13 protein-coding genes are annotated in these 18347 nt (G+C 63.0%); 3 read left to right on the top strand and 10 right to left on the bottom strand.

Going from position 1 to position 18347, the window contains the following annotated elements; translation table 11 throughout:
- Positions 1–125: 125 nt before the first annotated feature.
- Positions 126–902: a type I methionyl aminopeptidase gene (gene map, locus F6X59_RS02510; protein ID WP_152954249.1), complete on the bottom strand. Its 777-nt coding sequence runs from the start codon at positions 900–902 to the stop codon at positions 126–128.
- A 337-nt stretch (positions 903–1239) separates the two neighbouring features.
- Here map and F6X59_RS02505 point away from each other — a divergent pair, with 337 nt between their 5' ends.
- From F6X59_RS02505 to nirD, 3 genes are all read left to right on the top strand, one after another.
- Positions 1240–5250 carry a bifunctional nitrate reductase/sulfite reductase flavoprotein subunit alpha gene (locus F6X59_RS02505; protein ID WP_152954248.1) on the top strand — a complete coding sequence of 1337 codons (4011 nt, stop codon included), beginning with the start codon at positions 1240–1242 and terminating at the stop codon, positions 5248–5250.
- 305 nt (positions 5251–5555) lie between these two features.
- Entirely contained in the window at positions 5556–8105 is a 2550-nt protein-coding gene (nirB, locus tag F6X59_RS02500; RefSeq protein WP_152954247.1) for a nitrite reductase large subunit NirB, read from the top strand.
- Positions 8105–8467 (top strand): nitrite reductase small subunit NirD, encoded by a 363-nt coding sequence (gene nirD / locus F6X59_RS02495; RefSeq protein WP_152954246.1) that lies wholly within the window; start codon positions 8105–8107, stop codon positions 8465–8467. Before nirB ends, nirD begins: the two co-directional genes overlap by 1 nt.
- Before the next feature lie 124 nt (positions 8468–8591).
- Here nirD and F6X59_RS02490 read toward each other — a convergent pair whose 3' ends face one another.
- The 9 genes from F6X59_RS02490 to F6X59_RS02450 all read right to left on the bottom strand — a co-directional run bounded on the left by F6X59_RS02490 (position 8592) and on the right by F6X59_RS02450 (position 18257).
- On the bottom strand, positions 8592–8849 hold the full coding sequence (locus tag F6X59_RS02490) for a PAAR domain-containing protein (RefSeq protein WP_152954245.1): 258 nt from the start codon (positions 8847–8849) through the stop codon (positions 8592–8594).
- The gene (locus F6X59_RS28545) at positions 8846–9649 is read right to left on the bottom strand and encodes a DUF6708 domain-containing protein (protein WP_256669016.1); all 804 of its coding nucleotides are present in this window, start codon (positions 9647–9649) and stop codon (positions 8846–8848) included. Before F6X59_RS28545 ends, F6X59_RS02490 begins: the two co-directional genes overlap by 4 nt.
- The gene (locus tag F6X59_RS02480) at positions 9649–12834 is read right to left on the bottom strand and encodes a T6SS effector BTH_I2691 family protein (protein ID WP_152954244.1); all 3186 of its coding nucleotides are present in this window, start codon (positions 12832–12834) and stop codon (positions 9649–9651) included. The genes F6X59_RS28545 and F6X59_RS02480 overlap by 1 nt, the downstream gene beginning before the upstream one ends.
- Entirely contained in the window at positions 12831–13754 is a 924-nt protein-coding gene (locus F6X59_RS02475) for a hypothetical protein (protein ID WP_152954243.1), read from the bottom strand. The genes F6X59_RS02480 and F6X59_RS02475 overlap by 4 nt, the downstream gene beginning before the upstream one ends.
- Positions 13751–14098, bottom strand: coding sequence for a hypothetical protein (locus F6X59_RS02470; protein WP_152954242.1), 348 nt, complete (start codon positions 14096–14098; stop codon positions 13751–13753). Before F6X59_RS02470 ends, F6X59_RS02475 begins: the two co-directional genes overlap by 4 nt.
- Positions 14099–14362: 264 nt before the next feature.
- The gene (locus tag F6X59_RS02465; protein WP_152954241.1) at positions 14363–15313 is read right to left on the bottom strand and encodes a 2-hydroxyacid dehydrogenase; all 951 of its coding nucleotides are present in this window, start codon (positions 15311–15313) and stop codon (positions 14363–14365) included.
- Between the two features lie 24 nt (positions 15314–15337).
- Positions 15338–16096, bottom strand: coding sequence for an SDR family oxidoreductase (locus F6X59_RS02460; protein ID WP_152954240.1), 759 nt, complete (start codon positions 16094–16096; stop codon positions 15338–15340).
- Between the two features lie 17 nt (positions 16097–16113).
- On the bottom strand, positions 16114–16824 hold the full coding sequence (locus tag F6X59_RS02455) for a fumarylacetoacetate hydrolase family protein (RefSeq protein WP_152954239.1): 711 nt from the start codon (positions 16822–16824) through the stop codon (positions 16114–16116).
- A 92-nt stretch (positions 16825–16916) separates the two neighbouring features.
- Entirely contained in the window at positions 16917–18257 is a 1341-nt protein-coding gene (locus F6X59_RS02450) for an MFS transporter (RefSeq protein ID WP_152954238.1), read from the bottom strand.
- Positions 18258–18347 lie beyond the last annotated feature (90 nt).

The following is an 18347-nucleotide window of genomic DNA, read 5'->3' as shown; positions in this document are numbered from 1 at the left end:
GCCTGTCACGCCGGGGGTCGCGGGTTCGAGTCCCGTCCGCTGCGCCATATTCCGCTTCCAGGGCCCACTGAACACCCGGAAGCCACAAAAAAGCGACCCTAGGGTCGCTTTTTTCGTTTCTGGCCTTAATGGCTGCGCTCTTCCTCGCGCAACGTCAGCACCTCGACCCCATCCTCGGTCACCGCCACCGTATGCTCCCACTGCGCCGACAGGCAGTGGTCCCGGGTAATCACCGTCCAGCCATCCTTCAGCGTCCGCGTCCCGCGCCCGCCCTGGTTGATCATCGGTTCGATGGTAAACACCATCCCCGGCTGCAACTTCATGCCCATGCCACGCAGGCCGAAATGCAGCACCTCGGGCCCTTCGTGCATCTGCTGGCCGATGCCATGGCCGCAGTACTCGCGTACCACGCTGTAGCCAGCCGCTTCGGCATGGGCCTGGATGGCATGGCCGATATCCCCCAGCGTCGCCCCGGGACGTACCTGTTCGATGCCTTTCCACAGCGCATCGTAAGTGGTGTCGACCAACCGCTGGGCGTCTTCGCTGATTGGCCCGATGCTGTACATCTTCGACGAGTCGGCAATGTAGCCACCCTGTTCGAGGGTGATGTCGACGTTGATGATCGAGCCTTCCTTCAGCACTTCATCGACCTTGGGGATGCCATGGCAGACCACATGGTCCACCGAGGTGTTGAGCGAGTAGGGGAAGCCGTACTGGCCCTTGCTGGCCGGGCGGGCCTTGAGGGTGTCGATGATGAAGGCCTCGGCGCGGTCGTTGATCTGCATCGTGGTCACGCCGGGGCGGATGAAGCGGTCGAGTTCGGCGAACACCTGGGCCAACAGCCGGCCGGCGTTGCGCATCAGTTCGAGTTGGGCGGGGGTCTTGAGGATCACCTTGGACATGGAATGCGGGCTGTAGCTCTTGCTGGAAATTGCCCCAGCATAGCGCCATGGGTAGCTCGCTTGCCACCGCGTGGTGCGCTGCCTGTGCTGGCCTCTTCGCGGGTGAACCCGCTCCCACAGGTCCTGCACTGCCTTCAAGCCTGCGGCGATCCTGTGCGAGCGGGTTCACCCGCGAAAGGGCTGGTACAGCTGGCCCACTAATTGCTCAATGACCTTTATCCAGGGCTATCAACGTCGACAGCCCCACCACTCACGACAAAGGCGCCGTGTTGCCCCGCTTGCTTTGCAAGCCCGGGCAGCCGGCGCCTTTTTGCATGCCTGAAAGGGGAGACCGCCCATGACCACCCGCGAAGTACGCAGCGTCTGCCCCTACTGTGGCGTCGGTTGCGGCATCGTCATGAGCGTTGCCGACGGCAAGGTCAGCAAGATCAGCGGCGACAAGCAGCACCCGAGCAACTTCGGCCGCCTGTGCACCAAGGGCCTCACCGCACACCTGCCACTGACCGCCGCCGGGCGCATGGAGGACGCCTACGTCCGTCAGCAACGCAGCCAGCAGCCGGCGCGCAGCAGCATGGACCAGGCCATTGCCCAGGCCGGCGAGCGCCTGCGCGGCATCATCGACCAGCATGGCCCGGACGCGGTGGCGCTGTATGTGTCCGGGCAGATGTCGCTGGAGGCCCAGTACCTGGCCAACAAGCTGGCCAAGGGCTTTATCCGTACCCGGCATATCGAGTCCAACTCGCGGCTGTGCATGGCCAGTGCTGGCAGCGGCTACAAGCTGTCGCTCGGGGCCGATGGCCCCCCCGGCAGCTACCAGGATTTCGAACGCGCCGAGGTGTTCCTGGTGATCGGCGCGAACATGGCCGACTGCCACCCGATCCTGTTCCTGCGCCTGCTCGACCGGGTCAAGGCCGGTGCCCGGCTGATCGTCGTCGACCCGCGGCGCACTGCCACGGCCGACAAGGCCGACCTGTTCCTGCAAGTGCGCCCTGGCACTGACATGGCCCTGCTCAATGGCCTGCTGCACGTGCTGCACAACAACGGCCACACCGACCCCGCGTTCATCGCCTGTCACACCGAGGGTTGGGACGAACTGCCGGCCTTCCTCGACGATTACACCCCGGAGCGCGTGGCCGCCATCACCGGCCTGAGCGAAGCCGACATCCGCCAGGCAGCCGAATGGATCGGCACGGCCGGGGAGTGGATGAGTTGCTGGACCATGGGCCTCAACCAGAGCGTCCACGGCACTTGGCACAGCAACGCCCTGTGCAACTTGCACCTGGCTACGGGCGCCATCTGCCGCCCCGGCAGCGGGCCGTTTTCGCTGACCGGCCAGCCCAATGCCATGGGCGGCCGCGAGATGGGCTACATGGGCCCGGGCCTGCCGGGCCAGCGCTCTGCGCTGGTGGCGGCAGACCGCGCCTTCGTCGAGGAGCAATGGCACTTGCAACCGGGCAGCCTGCGCAGCGAAGGCGGCGAGGGCACGATCGCGCTGTTCGAACAGATGAAGGCTGGCGAGGTGAAAGCCTGCTGGGTGATCTGCAGCAACCCGGTGGCCAGCGTCGCCAACCGCCAGCAGGTGATCGACGGCCTGCGCCAGGCCGAACTGGTGATCACCCAGGACGCCTTCCTCGACACCGAGACCAACCGCTACGCCGATATTCTCCTGCCCGCCGCGCTGTGGGCCGAAGGCGAGGGTGTGATGATCAACAGCGAGCGCAACCTGACGTTGATGCCGCAGGCGGTCCAGGCGCCCGGCCAAAGCCTGGCGGACTGGCAGATCATCGCTCGGGTTGCCTGCGCCATGGGCTACGCCGAGGCGTTCGATTACCCCGACGCCGAGGCGGTGTACGACGAGATCCGGCGCTTCTGGAACCCGGCCACCGGCTACGACTTGCGCGGCATCAGCTATCAGCAATTGCGCCTCAGCCCACGGCAATGGCCCAGCGCGCCGGGTCGCGATGACGACCGCAGCCCGCTGCGTTACCTGAACGACGGCAGCAGCCAGCAGCTGTTGCGCGATGCCGAGGGGCATGCGCCTGCCCTGGCGTTCCCTACCGCCAGTGGCAAGGCGCGCTTCTTCGCCCGGCCTTGGCTGCCGGCGCCCGAGCTGCCAGACGCCGACTACCCGCTGGTGCTCAACACCGGCCGCGTGCAGCACCAGTGGCACACCCTGACCAAGACCGGCAAGGTGCCGGCGCTGAACAAGCTGGAGCCCGGGCCCTTCATTGAAATCCACCCTGATGATGCTGCCCGCCTGGGCATCGCCGACAAGGATCAGGTCGCCATCCGCTCACGTCGCGGCCAGGCGCTGTTGCCGGCGCGCATCAGCGACCGGGTCATGCCCGGCAACTGCTTTGCCCCGTTCCACTGGAATGACCTGGTCGGCGAGCAGTTGGCGATCAATGCCGTGACCTGCGATGCGGTCGACCCCCTGTCGCTGCAGCCGGCGTTCAAGCATTGCGCCGTGGCCCTGGAGCGGGTCGCTGGCGAGCGCATCGATGCCCTTGAGCTGAACACCCCTCTGCCGGAGCCTGCCCGCATGCCGACCGCGACCCTGTCCCGCCTGCTTGGCCTGGACACTTTGCCAGCCCCGGTGCTGGCCGATGACGAGCGTCATTACCTGCAGGGCTTCCTGCTCGGCCTTGATCAGGCGCGTGCCGAGGGCGTACCCAGCCTGCCGGCCAGCGCGCCATTGGCTGCTTCACGGCGGCTGTTTGTCGATGGTTTGCTGGCGGGCTTGTTTGCGCAGCCAGCCGCTGCCCCGGCCATCGCCGCGCCGCGCCACCAGGTGCTGTGGGCTTCGCAGACGGGCAATGGCGAAGCGCTTGCCGAACGTTGTGCCCAGCGCCTGCGCGGCGCTGGTCTCGACGTGCAGCTCAGTTGCATGGCCGCGGTAAGCCCCACCCAGCTGCAAGGCGCCGCCAGTGTGGTGCTGATTACCAGCACCTTCGGTGACGGTGACGCGCCCGACAGCGCCACGGCGTTCTGGCAGGCGCTGCAAGGCGAGGAGGGCGCTTGCTGCGCGGAGCTGCCCTATGCCGTGCTGGCCTTGGGGGACTCCAGCTACGACCAGTTCTGCGGCTTTGGCCGCAAGCTCGACCAGCGCCTGGCCGAACTGGGTGCGCGCCGTTTGCTGCAGCGGGTCGATTGCGAACCGGATTTCGATGAGGCCTTCGCCGGGTGGCTCGAAGCCCTGCTGCCGGAGCTCGGCAGCACCGGCTCGCCAGCACCGGTCAGTGAACCGTCGCCGGTCGCGAGCTACAGCAAGCAGCAACCGTGGTCGGCCCCGCTGCTGGAAAATCACCTGCTCAACGGCCCGGGTGCCAACAAGGAAACCCGCCAGCTGGTGTTTGGCCTGTCCGGCAGCGGTTTCACCTATGCCGCCGGCGATGCCTTGGGCGTATGGCCGCGCAACTGCCCGGCGTTGGTCGAGGAGCTGCTGGCGCTGATGCAGCTCGATGGCAAGGAATGGGTTGCGTTGAAGGGGCAGCAGGCGATGCCACTGGCCGAGGCCCTGGAAACGCACTTGGAAATCGCCAAGGTCACCCCGCAGCAACTGCAGGTGTTCAGCGCCCATGCCGCCGACCTGCGGCGTCTGCTGCAGCCCGAGTGCAAGGCCGAACTGCAGGATTGGCTGTGGGGCCGGCAACTGGTCGATGTGCTGCGTGCGTTCCCTCAGCAGTTGCCGCTGGCTACCTGGCTCGACCTGCTCAAGCCGTTGCAGCCGCGTCTGTATTCGATCAGCTCCAGCCCGTTGGCGCATCCGGACCAGGTCCACCTCACCGTCGCCACCGTGCGCTATGGCGAGCGCAAAGGGGTGTGTTCAACGTTCCTTGCGGACCGTGCGCAGGCGTTGAGGGTGGCAATCTTCCCGCAAGTGTCGAAGCACTTTCGCCTGCCTGAGGACGACAATCTGCCAGTGATCATGGTCGGCCCCGGCACTGGCATCGCGCCGTTCCGTGCCTTCCTCGAAGAGCGCGAGGCACGCGGTGCCACCGGCGGTAACTGGCTGTTCTTCGGCGAGCAGTTTGCGGCCACGGACTTTTATTACCAGGCACAGCTGGAGGCCTGGCAGGCGAGCGGGCATCTGCGCCTGGACACGGCGTTCTCGCGGGACCAGGCCGAGAAGGTCTATGTGCAGCAGCGCATGCTCGAGCAGGGCGCGCAGTTGTGGCAGTGGCTGGAGGCGGGCGCGTACTTCTATGTCTGTGGTGATGCCCAGCGCATGGCCAAGGATGTGGATGCGGCGTTGCGTGAGGTGATTGCCGTGCATGGCGGCGTGGATGCCGATGCGTATGTCGAGGCGTTGGGCAAGGCCAAGCGCTATCGGCGTGATGTGTATTGATGTGCTCCAGGATGGTGAGCTCTGCACTTGAAATGTGCATTTGTTGTGCCGGCCTCTTCGCGGGTGAACCCGCTCCCACAGGTACTGTGCAAAGTTTGAAGGCAGTGGAGGCCCTTGTGGGAGCGGGTTTACCCGCGAAGAGGCCTTTACAGGAAACTGGATTGGCACAGTCCCTGCTTTAACCCTGATACAACAAAGCCCACTGATCAACGGCGATCAACCCGGGCCACCCACCGTGATGAATACAGGCAAAGGCGCCTGGAGCTTCGGCTCCAGGCGCTTTTTTTTTGATCGAGGATCGGCTTATGAAGGCAACAGCGAGCGGGCAACGAGAGCGACTGGTCATCGTCGGCAACGGCATGGTCGGCCACCATTGCGTCGAGCAACTGGTCGAACGCGGCGCCCTTGAGCGCTTCGAGCTGCACGTGTTCGGCGAAGAACGTCAACGTGCCTACGACCGCGTGCACCTGTCGGAGTATTTCGCCGGCAGCTGCGCCGAGACCTTGGCCCTGTGCGGGCAGGCCTATTACGGCGACAGCGGCGTGCACCTGCACCTGGGCGAAGCGGTGCTGGAAGTCGACCGCGAACGCTGCGAGGTGGTGACTGCCGAGGGGCGCTACGGCTACGACCAGCTGATCCTGGCTACCGGCTCCTACCCGTTCGTGCCACCAATCGAAGGCTCCAGCGGCAATGCCCGCCTGGTCTACCGCACCCTCGACGACCTCGATGCCATTCGCGCCGCTGCCGGCCACGCGCGCCGTGGCGTGGTGGTCGGTGGCGGCCTGCTCGGCCTGGAAGCCGCCAACGCCCTGAAGTCCCTCGGCCTGGAAGCCCACGTGGTGGAATTCGCCCCACGGCTGATGCCGGTGCAACTGGACGGCGAGGGCGGCGCTGCGCTCAAGGCGCAAATCGAAGCGCTGGGCGTCGGCGTGCACCTGTCGCGCGCCACCCAGTCGATCAGCGCGGGTGAAACCTACCGCTACCGCATGAATTTCGACGGCGGCGAACACCTGGAAACCGACCTGATCGTGTTCTCCGCCGGTATCCGCCCGCAAGACGCTTTGGGCCGTGCCAGCGGCCTGCAGATCGCCGCTCGCGGTGGCGTGGTGATCGATAACCACTGTCGTAGCAGCGACCCACGCATCTTCGCCATCGGTGAATGCGCCTCGTGGAATGGCAGCGTGTTCGGCCTGGTCGCCCCGGGCTACAGCATGGCGCGCAACCTGGCAGCGCTGCTGATGGGCGAAGCTGCCAGCGAATTCACCGGTGCCGACATGTCGACCAAGCTCAAGCTGTTGGGCGTGGATGTCGGCTCCATCGGCGATGCCCACGGCGCCACGCCGGGTTCGCGTAGCTACCGCTTCATCGACGAGGCCAACAGCGCCTACCGCCGGCTGGTGGTGGATGCCAGCGGCAAGCACGTGCTCGGCGCAGTGCTGGTGGGCGACAACAGCTACTACGACACCCTCCTGCAGTACGCCCAGAACGGCATCGCCCTGCCGGCCGACCCGGCAGCACTGATCCTGCCGCAGAGTGGCGGTGCGCCTGCGCTCGGCGCCGATGCGCTGCCCGACAGCGCAACCATCTGCTCGTGCCATAACGTCAGCAAGGGCGCGGTGTGTGCGGCCATCGACAGTGGCTGCGGCGACCTCGCTGCGGTCAAAGGCTGCACCAAGGCCGCCACCGGCTGCGGCGGTTGCGCGGCACTGCTCAAGCAGGTGTTCGAGCACGAACTCACCGCCCGTGGCGTGACCGTCGACAAGAGCCTGTGCGAGCACTTCGCCTACACCCGTCAGGAGCTCTACGGGCTGGTGCGGGTCGAGGGTATCCGCAGCTTCAACGAACTGCTCGAACGCCACGGCAAGGGCCATGTCGGCTGCGACATCTGCAAGCCGGCGGTGGGCTCGATCCTCGCCTCGTGCTGGAACCAGCCGATCATGGACCCGGCGCTGGTGCCGCTGCAGGACACCAACGACACCTTCATGGCCAACATGCAGAAGAATGGCACCTATTCGGTGGTGCCACGCATTCCCGGCGGCGAGATCACCCCCGACAAGCTGATCGTGATCGGCCAGGTGGCGAAAAAGTACGACCTCTACACCAAGATCACCGGCGGCCAGCGCATCGACCTGTTCGGCGCCCAGCTGCACGAGCTGCCGCTGATCTGGGGCGAGCTGATCGAAGCCGGTTTCGAAACCGGCCACGCCTACGGCAAGTCGACACGCACGGTGAAGTCGTGCGTGGGTAGCACCTGGTGCCGCTACGGCGTGCAGGACAGCGTCGGCATGGCCCTGCGCCTGGAGGACCGCTACAAGGGCCTGCGCAGCCCGCACAAGCTCAAGTTTGCGGTATCCGGCTGCACCCGCGAGTGCGCCGAGGCGCAGAGCAAGGACATCGGCGTGATCGCCACCGACAAAGGCTGGAACCTGTACATCTGCGGCAACGGTGGCATGCGCCCGCGTCACGCCGAACTGTTCGCCACCGACCTGGACGACGAAACCCTGGTGCGCCTGATCGACCGCGTGCTGATGTTCTACATCCGCACCGCCGACAAGCTGCAGCGCACCTCGGTCTGGCGCGAAAGCCTGGAAGGCGGCCTGGACTACCTCAAGCAGGTGATCCTTGATGACAGCCTGGGCCTGGCGGCCGAGCTGGAGGCGCAGATGCAGCATGTGGTCGACCAGTATGAATGCGAATGGGCCAACGCCCTCAACGACCCCGAGAAGCTCAAGCGCTTCCGCACCTTCGTCAACGACAAGCGCGCCGACCCGGACGTGCACTTCGTGCGCGAGCGCGAACAACGCCGGCCGGCTGCACCGCTGCACCTGATCCCAACCGTCGAGGAGGCTGTCTGATGAACCTGTCCAATGCTGCTGTGAAACCCCAAGAGAGCTGGAAGGCGGTGTGCCAGGCCGATGACCTGGTGGCCGACTCTGGCGTGGTGGTGTGGCTGGATGGCGCGCAGGTGGCGCTGTTCTACCTGCCCGAACTGGAGCAGAGCCTGTATGCGGTGGACAACCGCGATCCGCGCTCGGGGGCCAATATCATCGGGCGAGGGCTGGTCGGTAGCTTGCAAGGGGAATTGGTGGTGGCGGCGCCGTTGTACAAGCAGCACTTCAGCCTGCAGAGCGGGGCGTGCCTGGAGGATGCCGGGCAGCGGCTGCGGGTGTGGCCGGTGCGGATGAATGGGGAGGCGGTGGAGCTGGCGGTGGCCTGATGTATCGGGAGGTCCTCCACCGCTTTTTGAAAACGATGGAGGACCTGTGAGAGCCGCGCTTGTGGTGGCGACGAACCGCGTCGATGGGCCGCAAAGCGGCCCCCTTTATGTATGGCCCGCCAGATCATTCAAGTTGCCAGCCAATATCGCCTTCCTCCAGATACCCACCATGGTCAGTTCGATCTCCCTGGCGCGCCACGGCCTTGCCTTCGATCTGGTAGCCCGCCGAGCCGCTGACGATCACTGCCCCGCAACTTGTCCGGTCACCGACCCTGGCCACGGCCTTGCCGTTGAAGGTGTAGTTGGGGCTGCCGGTTTCCACGACGCCTTTGCCGTGGATCGGGCAGGCATGGGAGTGGCCGACGAGCACCACAGGTTTCATGGTTGTTCTCCTGGGGCGGGGGCGGTGCGGGATTCCAGGTCCATTTCGGTGGGCCACTGGACCTTGGGAGCGCGTTGATCGAAAGGATTGGAATAAATGCCCTCATTCCAGTCCCAAGGTGGGTGGACGAAATCGGGGAGGGCTTCGGGCCCCTTCTGCATGAAGTGCCTGACGATTGCCCAGTATTGTTCGCCAGTCTCTATGTTGTCAGCAAAGAGTACGCGGTCTATTACTTCGTTTGTACCAGGCTTGCAAACGGATATCATGACTTTCTCCATTAATCCGCCATATCCCATGGGTGCATACAAGCGGTAAGCTTCAGCAGTAAGATCATCCCAGTCGTACGCGATGGGCTTTACTCCCCAGCGCTTTATGCTGAAGGGATGCAATAGGTCCGTTCTGTATTGGTAGAAGTAGACCTTTCGACGCTTCCTATTAAAGCGAACTGGCTCATTTCGAGGCTGCTCAATGTCCATGCGGATGTATGGAGTCAATAAGATGAAGGCTGCGATGCAGGCTGCTAAGAATATCGCTACGAATGATATGTCGGTTTTGGTTGCTACAAAAAAACTATAATATAATGACGCTGCTGTGACGCCAGATGTTGCTATTAATGTTAGGGATCCCATTATGAAGGAGAATCCTCTGAGCTCCATAGGGGGCCTGGATATTTCAATTGTAATGTCGTCGATACGGTTTGGTGGCGGATCCAGATTAGCTATGTCTAGGTTCAAGAGGCTAGGAGCGTTTGTGGCTGGGAGATCATACTTCCAGCCAATGGCGCGATGTCGTTGGGTCATTATGCTTCACCCTGCAATGCAATTTCGGCATACGCATCGGGTATGTTTCGGTCTGGCCAGTAAGCTATCAATAGTGAAGCACTTGTGATGTTGTGTCTTGCAATATCTGGTGTGAGTTCTATAGTCCCGCCGAAGACCTCGAAATTGTATTCTTCTTCGCTCTGGGTTACTTTGCGGCGCTTTTGGGTTACCTTCAAAGTATTCGCAAGATAATCAGGCGTTTTGGTTTTTTTTGAAGTTGTCATTGCGGAAAATATAGAGGTTCTGGATCTCACTGGTGGTGGCGAAAATCGATCCGTTGCGATAACCTCGCCACCTATATAGTTGGGTGGCAAGCCATCTCCATGGCGATGAACTACAAGTGCCCAATGATAGCTGGAGCTCAATTCTGAGAAATACGGAAGCGTGAACTGAAATTTTATGCTTCGCTTCGTTTCTAGGTTAACAAGTCCGCCTATTTTTGAACTGGTTGCAGGATCTGCTCTTTCAGTTTTGAATGCTAACCCGCCGGTTAGGTCCAAGGTGGCTGCGTTTAACTCAGCAAAGGCGATGTCGGCATGGTTTGGTGAATTCCAATGAATTCGTGGTGACTCGTTAGCGATTCCGAAAAAGCAGCGTTTGGCCCATTGCTCCAGTCGTGTTGATTCCATTTTTTCAGCCCACTTGGTGATCTTGTATGTAATTGCGCTAAGCATAATAGTCGCGCCTACTGCACCAATTAACAGCGGGCTAAATACAGCTCGTATCCCACTGGCGACTCCTCCAATGGTTAAGGCTGCAGCGAGTCCGTATCCCAAAGCAGCTTTGCTATCACCATCACCATGTTTGCGTTTTGTAGCCATCATAAGATAAATCGACTCGAAAAGACCTGCGGCAGCGTTAATCATGGCTCCGAATTTTGCAATTGTACGGCCAGTGGCCAAGTTATTGGTTGTACTTGCTCTGTGTGGTATGAAAAGTCCAATTAATTCTATGCCGCTGCCAGCGATACCTATCATTGAGCCATACAACGCTACCAAGGCTTCGGGGGACTTAGAGCCAATCTCTTCTTCTGCTTTTTTCAGGTTCTTGCCAGCGCTGTCGTTTAGTAAATAAAGGCCGCCCAGCGAGAGCAGCACCTCCGAGCCTTTTCCCGTTCCTCGTAGTCCGCTGAAACTATCACGCAGCAACTGAGAAGCCTGCCCAGCGCTGATCTTCATGCCATCCAGTTTTTTTCGCGCATCCAGCTCCAGCGTCCCCGTTGCTACCTTGAGTTCCACTAGCGCCATCTCCGCGGCATCGTTCAACTGGTTGACGTTCAGTTTGACCTCCCTTGCCAACCGCTCATGCAGTTCATACGCCGTGCCTTCGACCCAGACGCTGACCGGGATTACCTGGTGCGCCACTTTCGGGTCGAGCACGGCCAGGCTCAGCAGCCCGGTCTGGATGATCGGTTTGACCTTGCGCGCTCCGTTCTGTACGCCGGCTTGCAGTTCGTCGAGAGACAGCATCATGCCTTCCCGCGCCTTGGCCAGTTTCTCGCTGGCCCTGTTCTGCAGTTCACGCAGGTGCGCGCTCTGTAGGGCGTAGTACTCACCCAACTTCATCTGCACCTGCAGTTCGATCAGGTGCACACCGTTGTAAACCCGTTGGCCGGCACTGTTCAGATGCCGTACGGCCTGCTGAATGCCGGGGTTGAGGTGCACTTGCAGGCGCATGCTGGCGGCGTTGACTGCGCCCTGCAGTTCAGTGATGGCCTGCTTGAGCGAATCACGCATCTTCAGGCCGGCGTCTTCACTGGAGATGAACTTGCTCAAGGCGCTGTAGAACTTTTCGCTGTCGTTCCAGTTGGTCGGTTCGGTCGACGAAAAGCTTGGCAGCAGCGCTGCCATCAGTGGCCCGTCGCGAAGAAGGAGCGCCCGGTAGGGTGGGCTATTCGGGTCCTGAAGCCAGTTCAGCCACAATGCTTCGCTGGTGTTGGAAGCTGGCTCAGGATTGATGGACGGCGCTTCAGTGATGCCACCAGCCAGGCAGGCGGCGATGGTCTTGCTGTAGGCGATGCCCGACTCGCGGTCCCGGCCGTCGTAGTCGTGCCTTTCGATGAGGGCGAAGGCAGCGCTCTCACAGAGTTGCGCGTAGGTGCTGGCATGCCGGTCGATGTAGGCCTGGAAGCGGGCTTCCTCTTGTTCATACTCCGCCTGGAACGCCGCACGCCGGGGTTCGTCATAGCGCTCCTCGAGCTTTTCGTCGCTCTCTTGCTGGCGCATCTCGACCACCGGCTGGCGCTGCTTTTCGGGATCGGCGAACACAGGCGGCCCATCACCGGTCTGTGCTTCGAACGTGAACACTTTCTGCGCCGCCCATTCGCGCTGGGTAGCTCGGATGATCTGCAGGATCTGCGACGTCTGCAGCTGATAGGCGCGCAGCGGGTCTTCGCGCCAGGCCTGGCGCTTGACCACCCAGTTCAGGCGCTGGTGGTTGTACTCCTGGATCAGGCCGACGGTATCGTCGAGCACCACCGCCAGCACGCCGTTTTCCAGCTGGTACCGGGCCATGGCATTGACCAGGTAACCGCGCAGGGCGGTCTTGCGCAGGAAACGGCTGTGAAAGCCATGGGCGCTGTCGAACGGGCCGTTCAGTTGCTGGGCGTATTCGAACACCTGGCGGTCAACCTGGAGGTTATCCGGGGTCATGGCCAGGCCCAGCAGTTCGGGGTGCTTGCGCGCCTGGATCAGGTCCAGGCCCTCGAAGCGATGCGCAGGATACTGGCCGCTCTTGTAAGCCTGCAGCACGCTGACCGGCCAGGGATCACTGGAGAACGCCAGCCAGGCCGAGCCGTAAGTCTCGGTGTCGATGTTGAGGAAGGACGAGGGGATGTCGTGGTCCTCATGCACGCAGCGCTCGGGCAGCGACGCTGGTGGGCCAGGATTAGGCTCGTAGGGATTGATGCGGCGCAAGTGGCCTTGCGCGGTGACCTCGTAGGCGTGCCAGATGCGCTGGTCGAGCAGCACATAGAGGTAACCACTGCGTAACGTGCGCAGGCCCCTCCGGGTTTGCGTTGCGGGGTCGCTGCCGGGGCGGGTATCGGGAACCACGGCGTGGCGCAGGGGGAGGATGGGCAGGCCCTGGCGCTGGCAGGCTTTGCAGGGGGTGAGGAGGAAGTCGGTTTCGGTGATCAGGTTGGCAATGTTCTGGCTGAAGCTCATGGGTAGGCCTCGTGACAGGGGAGGGTGGCAACCAGGCGCTGCCAGTTCGAATCGGAGTAGCGCGCCAGCTGGGCGCTCAGCGGGCATTGCCGATGAATGGCCGCATCGATCATGTCGCGCACGGCCTGGAGGGTGTGCAGCTGTGGGTGCAGGCAAAGCAGATGCAGGGCAAGTGCCTGGATGTCCTGCTCAGCGCTCAAGCCGAGCCCGCGCGCACTATTGATGTGATTGGAGGCACGCACAGCAGCGAAAGGAGGCAACGTTGAGACTTTGGTAGCACTGGTAAACAGGAGGGACGCTTTCCATATCGCTAACACGGCCTCGATCAGCGCGGCGTCCTGCTGCACACCGATGGCGCCCGCAGGCAGACTACGCCGGTTGCGAGGCTGACCTCTCAGGCTCGCCAGGCTGCCGCCACTGGTCACGAACACCCAGCGCTCGATCGGCCACCACGGTCCCTGTTCCGCACGCTCGAACAACGCTGCCAGCAGTTCCAGTCGCAGCGGTTCGTAAACAGGGTGAAACGACGTCGCTCCGGATGCTTCGGGCAAACGGCACAGCGCGGTCACGTGAGATGCAATGGCAGAGGGCGCGGCTTCGCTGAGCAGCCAGCCACAGACCTGGCGCTTGCGCCGGTGCATGTCGTGTTCGGCAGCCTTTGTTGTCAGCTCCAGCAGCGCCGCGTCAGGCAAGCTGCCTGGTGAGCCAAGGCACACGAGCACTGGATGCGATTCAGGTGCATGGGGCATATTAGGCCTAACCACCCGTGTCATCGCACAGTCGCCCAATACCGACTTCAGGTTTTTGAGTAATGAATGTTCGCTGTCTTTCGGGGCTGCCAGCGGGTCCAGCAGCACATAGCTGTGCTGCCCGGAGCGGTGATGCTCGTTGATGAGCTCGACCAAGGCTTTACTGTTCATCGGCCTTTTTCCTCACACCCATCGCAGGCATTGTGCTTGAGCGACTCCAGCACTTCGTTGGTCAGCAATTGCAGGCGGTAGCTGTAGATCCCGCACGTCACCGCCATGGGCACGGCGCTGTTCAGCAACGGGCTCTGGAAAGTGCCGCGTAGTTTGAAGTCAGGGGCGACCGGGTTGCTCTCATGCGGCTCAGCGAATTCGGATTGGCTGTCTGGGGAGTGAGATGTGGGACTGGAGCCCCATGCCGAGGGTTTGAGGATGGGCCTGGTATTGTGCTCGTTTATCTCTTGGGTGGCATTTGCCGTAGCCGGCTTCTTGCTGTTTGAATCAAACTTGTTGAGCATTGAAGTTCCTCTTTCACCCGTCATCGCACGGCTATGCCGGCCAACGGTTGGTTAGCGAACAGATGCATATGATTTGCACCTGAACACTAACGAGGAATCAATTCTCAGAGGAGCTTCGCTCTTCCTAAAACCTTGTAGGATTTTTCGCCAAATGACTTTTGAGATGTTTTGGCTAGAAGTAACTTAATGTAAGTTTGTGCGGCAAAAAGTGGAACGGTGAGTGGCATTCAGCTTGCCATTCGCCGTTCTTATTCCAGTTTCAAATCAGACCACCAACCCCTGCGGCTTGCGCCCGGCAAACACATCCACCAGGCTGGCCACCACCATCTCACCCATGCGCGTGCGGGTCTGCACCGTGGCACTGGCGCGATGCGGTTGCAGCACCACATCCTCACGCTCGAACAAGGCCTCGGGCGCCCGTGGTTCATCGGCAAACACATCCAGCGCCGCGCCAGCGATCTCGCCGGCCTCCAGCGCGGCAATCAGCGCCGGCTCATCCACCAGCTTGCCGCGTGCGATGTTGATCAGATACCCCTGGGCTCCCAACGCCTGCAGCACCTCGCGGTTGACCAGCGCTTCGCCCTTGTCGGCCGCCGCCGCCAGGATCAGCGCATCGCTGCCCTTGGCCAGTTGCAGCAGATCCGCCTCGAAACCATAAGGCACTTCCAGCGCCTGCAAATCGGTGTAGCGAATCGGGCAACCGAACGCCGCCGCCCGCTGCGCTACGGCGCGGCCGACCCGGCCCATGCCGACGATGCCCACGCGCATGCCCGACACCTGGCGGGCCAGCGGCAACGGTGCCAGCGGTGTGGCGCTGGTGGCCCAATGGCCGGCGCGGACGAAGCGGTCACCGGTGCAAATGCCCCGGCACAAGCCAATCAACAAGCCGATGGCGAGGTCGGCGACATCTTCGGTGAGGGCGCCGATGGTCGCGGTCACCTGAATGCCACGATCGCGGGCATAGGCGAGGTCCACCGCATCGGTGCCGACGCCATTGACAGCGATCACTTCGAGGTTGGGCAGGCGCGCTATCAGCGCCTGGCTGATGCCGGTGTGGCCACCGGTGATCACCCCGCGGATGTTGTCGGCATGCTGGCTGACATAGGCGTCCTTGTCGGCCTGTTCGTAGTAGCAGTGCACGGTGAACAGCTGTTCCAGCTGCTCACGGATTTGCGGGATGAGGATCGGGCTCAGTTGCAGGACTTCAGGTTTCATCGGTCACTCCATCAGGAACAGGGTTCAGCCACGGCCAACGAACGGCATGTTGCTGGCCATCACGGTCATGTTCAGTACGTTGGCATCCAGTGGCAGCGCGGCGATGTAGCGCACCGCGTCGGCCACATGGCGCACGTCGAGCATCGGTTCGGCGGCGATCTCGCCGTTGGCCTGGCGCACACCACGGGTCATGCGTTCGGACAGCTCGGTCAGGGCGTTGCCGATATCCACCTGGCTGCAGACGATGTTGTAGGGGCGGCCATCCAGCGCCAGCGCCTTGGTCAGGCCCAGTACCGCGTGCTTGCTGGCGGTGTAGGGCGCGGTGAACGGGCGCGGGGTGTGCGCCGAGATCGAGCCGTTGTTGATGATCCGCCCGCCTTGCGGCTGCTGGCGGCGCATCAGGCCGAAGGCGGCGCGGGCGCACAGGAACACGCCGTCGACGTTGGTGGCGATGACGTTGCGCCAGTTCTCCAGCGGCAGCTCGTCTACCGGCACGGCGGGGGCATTGATACCGGCATTGTTGAAGATCACATCGAGGCGGCCATGCACCTCCTCGATGGTGGCGAACAGCTGCGCGACGCTCTGCTCATCGCGCACGTCGGTGGCTACGGCCAGGGCTTCACCGCCCGCTGCCAGCGCCTGTTCGACGACGGCTTGCAGGGGGTCGGCGCGGCGGCCGGCGAGGACCAGGCTGAAGCCTTCTTCCAGCAGGGCGAGGGCGACGGCGCGACCGATGCCGCTGCCGGCGCCGGTGACCAGGGCGATTTTCTTGTTTTGCTTCATTTCGGGCTCCAGTGAATTCAGGCAGCGTTGGCGGCTTGCCCGGCAGGGCGAGGGCCGACGCGCAGGTGCAGTTCGCCGATGCCATCGATGCCGGCGTGGATCGTGTCACCCGGGTTCAGCGGCGCCACACCGGGCGGGCTGCCGGTCATGATCAGGTCGCCGGGGCGCAGCGGCAGCTGGCGGGACAGCCGGCTGATCACCTCGGCCAGGGCCCAGGTCTGCTGGCTCAGGTGGGCACGCTGGCGCTCCTGACCATTGACCTGCAGCCACAGCGACGCATCCAGCGGCCAGGTGCATTCGCTGGCGGGGACGATGGCGGTCATCGGTGCCGAGGCCTCGAACACCTTGGCGCCTTCCCATGGCAGGCCCTCGGCCTTGGCCTTGCGCTGGTGGTCGCGACGCGTCAGGTCGAGGCCGGCGGCAAAGCCGAACACGTGTTCCAGGGCATGCTCCTGGGCAATGTCGGCGCCGCCCTTGGCGATCGCCGCGACCAGCTCGATTTCGTGGCAGAACTCATTGGTCTGCGGCGGGAAGGGCAGTTCGCCCTGCGCCTCGACCACGTTGCTCGCCGGTTTCATGAAGAACACAGGCTCCTGTGGCGCCGGGCCGTAGGACTCCGGCCATGGGTAGTTGCGGCCCAGGCAGAACACCCGGCCGACCGGGAAGCGCGCAGCGCTGCCGCGGATCGGCAGGCTGACGATGGCTGGCGGGTTGAACAGGTAGGTCATGGGTGGATCCTCCGTACTGGAGTGGCCAGCGTAAGTCAGAGGCTGGCCGATAAAGTTGGACGAAAGCAGGGGCGGCTTGGACTAATCGGGGCTCATGCAGTGGTCTTCAGTTCGATGCGATACAGCTTCCCGAGCAGCAGCGAGTAAGACAGGGTGCCCATCAACGCCACCCCGCCGATGAACCAGAACGCCATGGCGAACGAGCCGCTGGCATGCACGATCGCGCCGATCACGATCGGCGTGACGATGCCGCCGATGTTCGCCGCCAGGCTGGTGACCCCGCCGGTCAAGCCGATCAGCTCCTTGGGCGCCACTTCCGACACCGCTGCCCACGACGCCGAGGCGATACCCTGGGCGAAGAACGCCAGGGTGAGTACGGCAATGCACAGCACATTGGAGTCGGTGAAATTCACCAGCACGATCGACATGCCCAGCATCGAACCCACCACCAGCGGCAGCTTGCGGGCGAATGACAGCGAGTAGCCCTTGCGGATCAGCAGGTCGGAAACGATCCCCGCGAGGAGGATGCCGACCGTGGCACCAATGAATGGCATGACCGCGAAAATGCCAACCTTGATCAAGGTCAGCTGGCGCTCTTCGATCAGGTAGGTGGGGAACCAGGTGAGGAAGAAATACAGCGCCGAGGTGCTGGCGAACTTGCCCAGGCAGATGGCCCAGATCTGCCGGTAGCGGAACAGCTCGGCAACTTGGCGCCAGTCGAAGCGGGTACGTTGCTGGCTGCTTTTCACCAGGCCGCCGCCTTGTTCGATGTAGGCCAGTTCTTCCTTGCTGACCTTCTTGCAGTTCAGCGGGTCGCGGTACAGCCACAGCCACACCACGCCGAACAGGATGCCGACCAGACCGGTGCTGTAGAACACGTGGCGCCAGTCGTAGGTGGTCGCCAGCCACAGCAGCGCGCCGGTGAACAGCGCGGTGCCCAGGTATTGGCCACACACGTAGATGCTGCTGGCCATGCCGCGTTCGCGGGCGGGGAACCACACCGTGACCGCGCGGCTGTTGGCTGGGAACGCCGGGGCTTCCATGGCACCGACCGCCAGGCGCAGGCCGAACAGTGAGGCGAAGCCGCTGGCCAGGCCTTGGGCCACGGTGACCGCTGACCAGCTGATCAGCGATACGCCGTAGGTCAGGCGCGAGCCAAAGCGGTCGGCGATGAAGCCGGCGGGTACCAGGGCCAGGGCGTAGGTCCAGGCGAAGGCGGAGAAGATCAAGCCCATCTCGACCTTGTCCAGGCCCAGGTCCTTGGCCATGAACGGCGCAGCGATGGAAATGTTCACCCGGTCGACGTAGTTGATGATGGTCGCCAGCAGCAGCAGCGACAGCATGAACCAGCGGCGCCGGGTGGGCAGGCGCTGGGCAGGGGCCGCGTCCAGCGCGTATGACGACGCGGCGCGGGGGGTAGGCGTGCTCGACATGAGTCGACCTCGTTTGTTGTTGTTGGTAGAGGTTGGGCTGCAGTCCCTTTTCTAAAGTGGTCGTACAACGAGATGAATGCAACGGCGGGT

It is taken from the genome of Pseudomonas sp. MN1F (genome assembly GCF_009391885.1).
Lineage (GTDB): Bacteria > Pseudomonadota > Gammaproteobacteria > Pseudomonadales > Pseudomonadaceae > Aquipseudomonas.
This window is presented reverse-complemented; position numbering and strand designations above follow the sequence as displayed.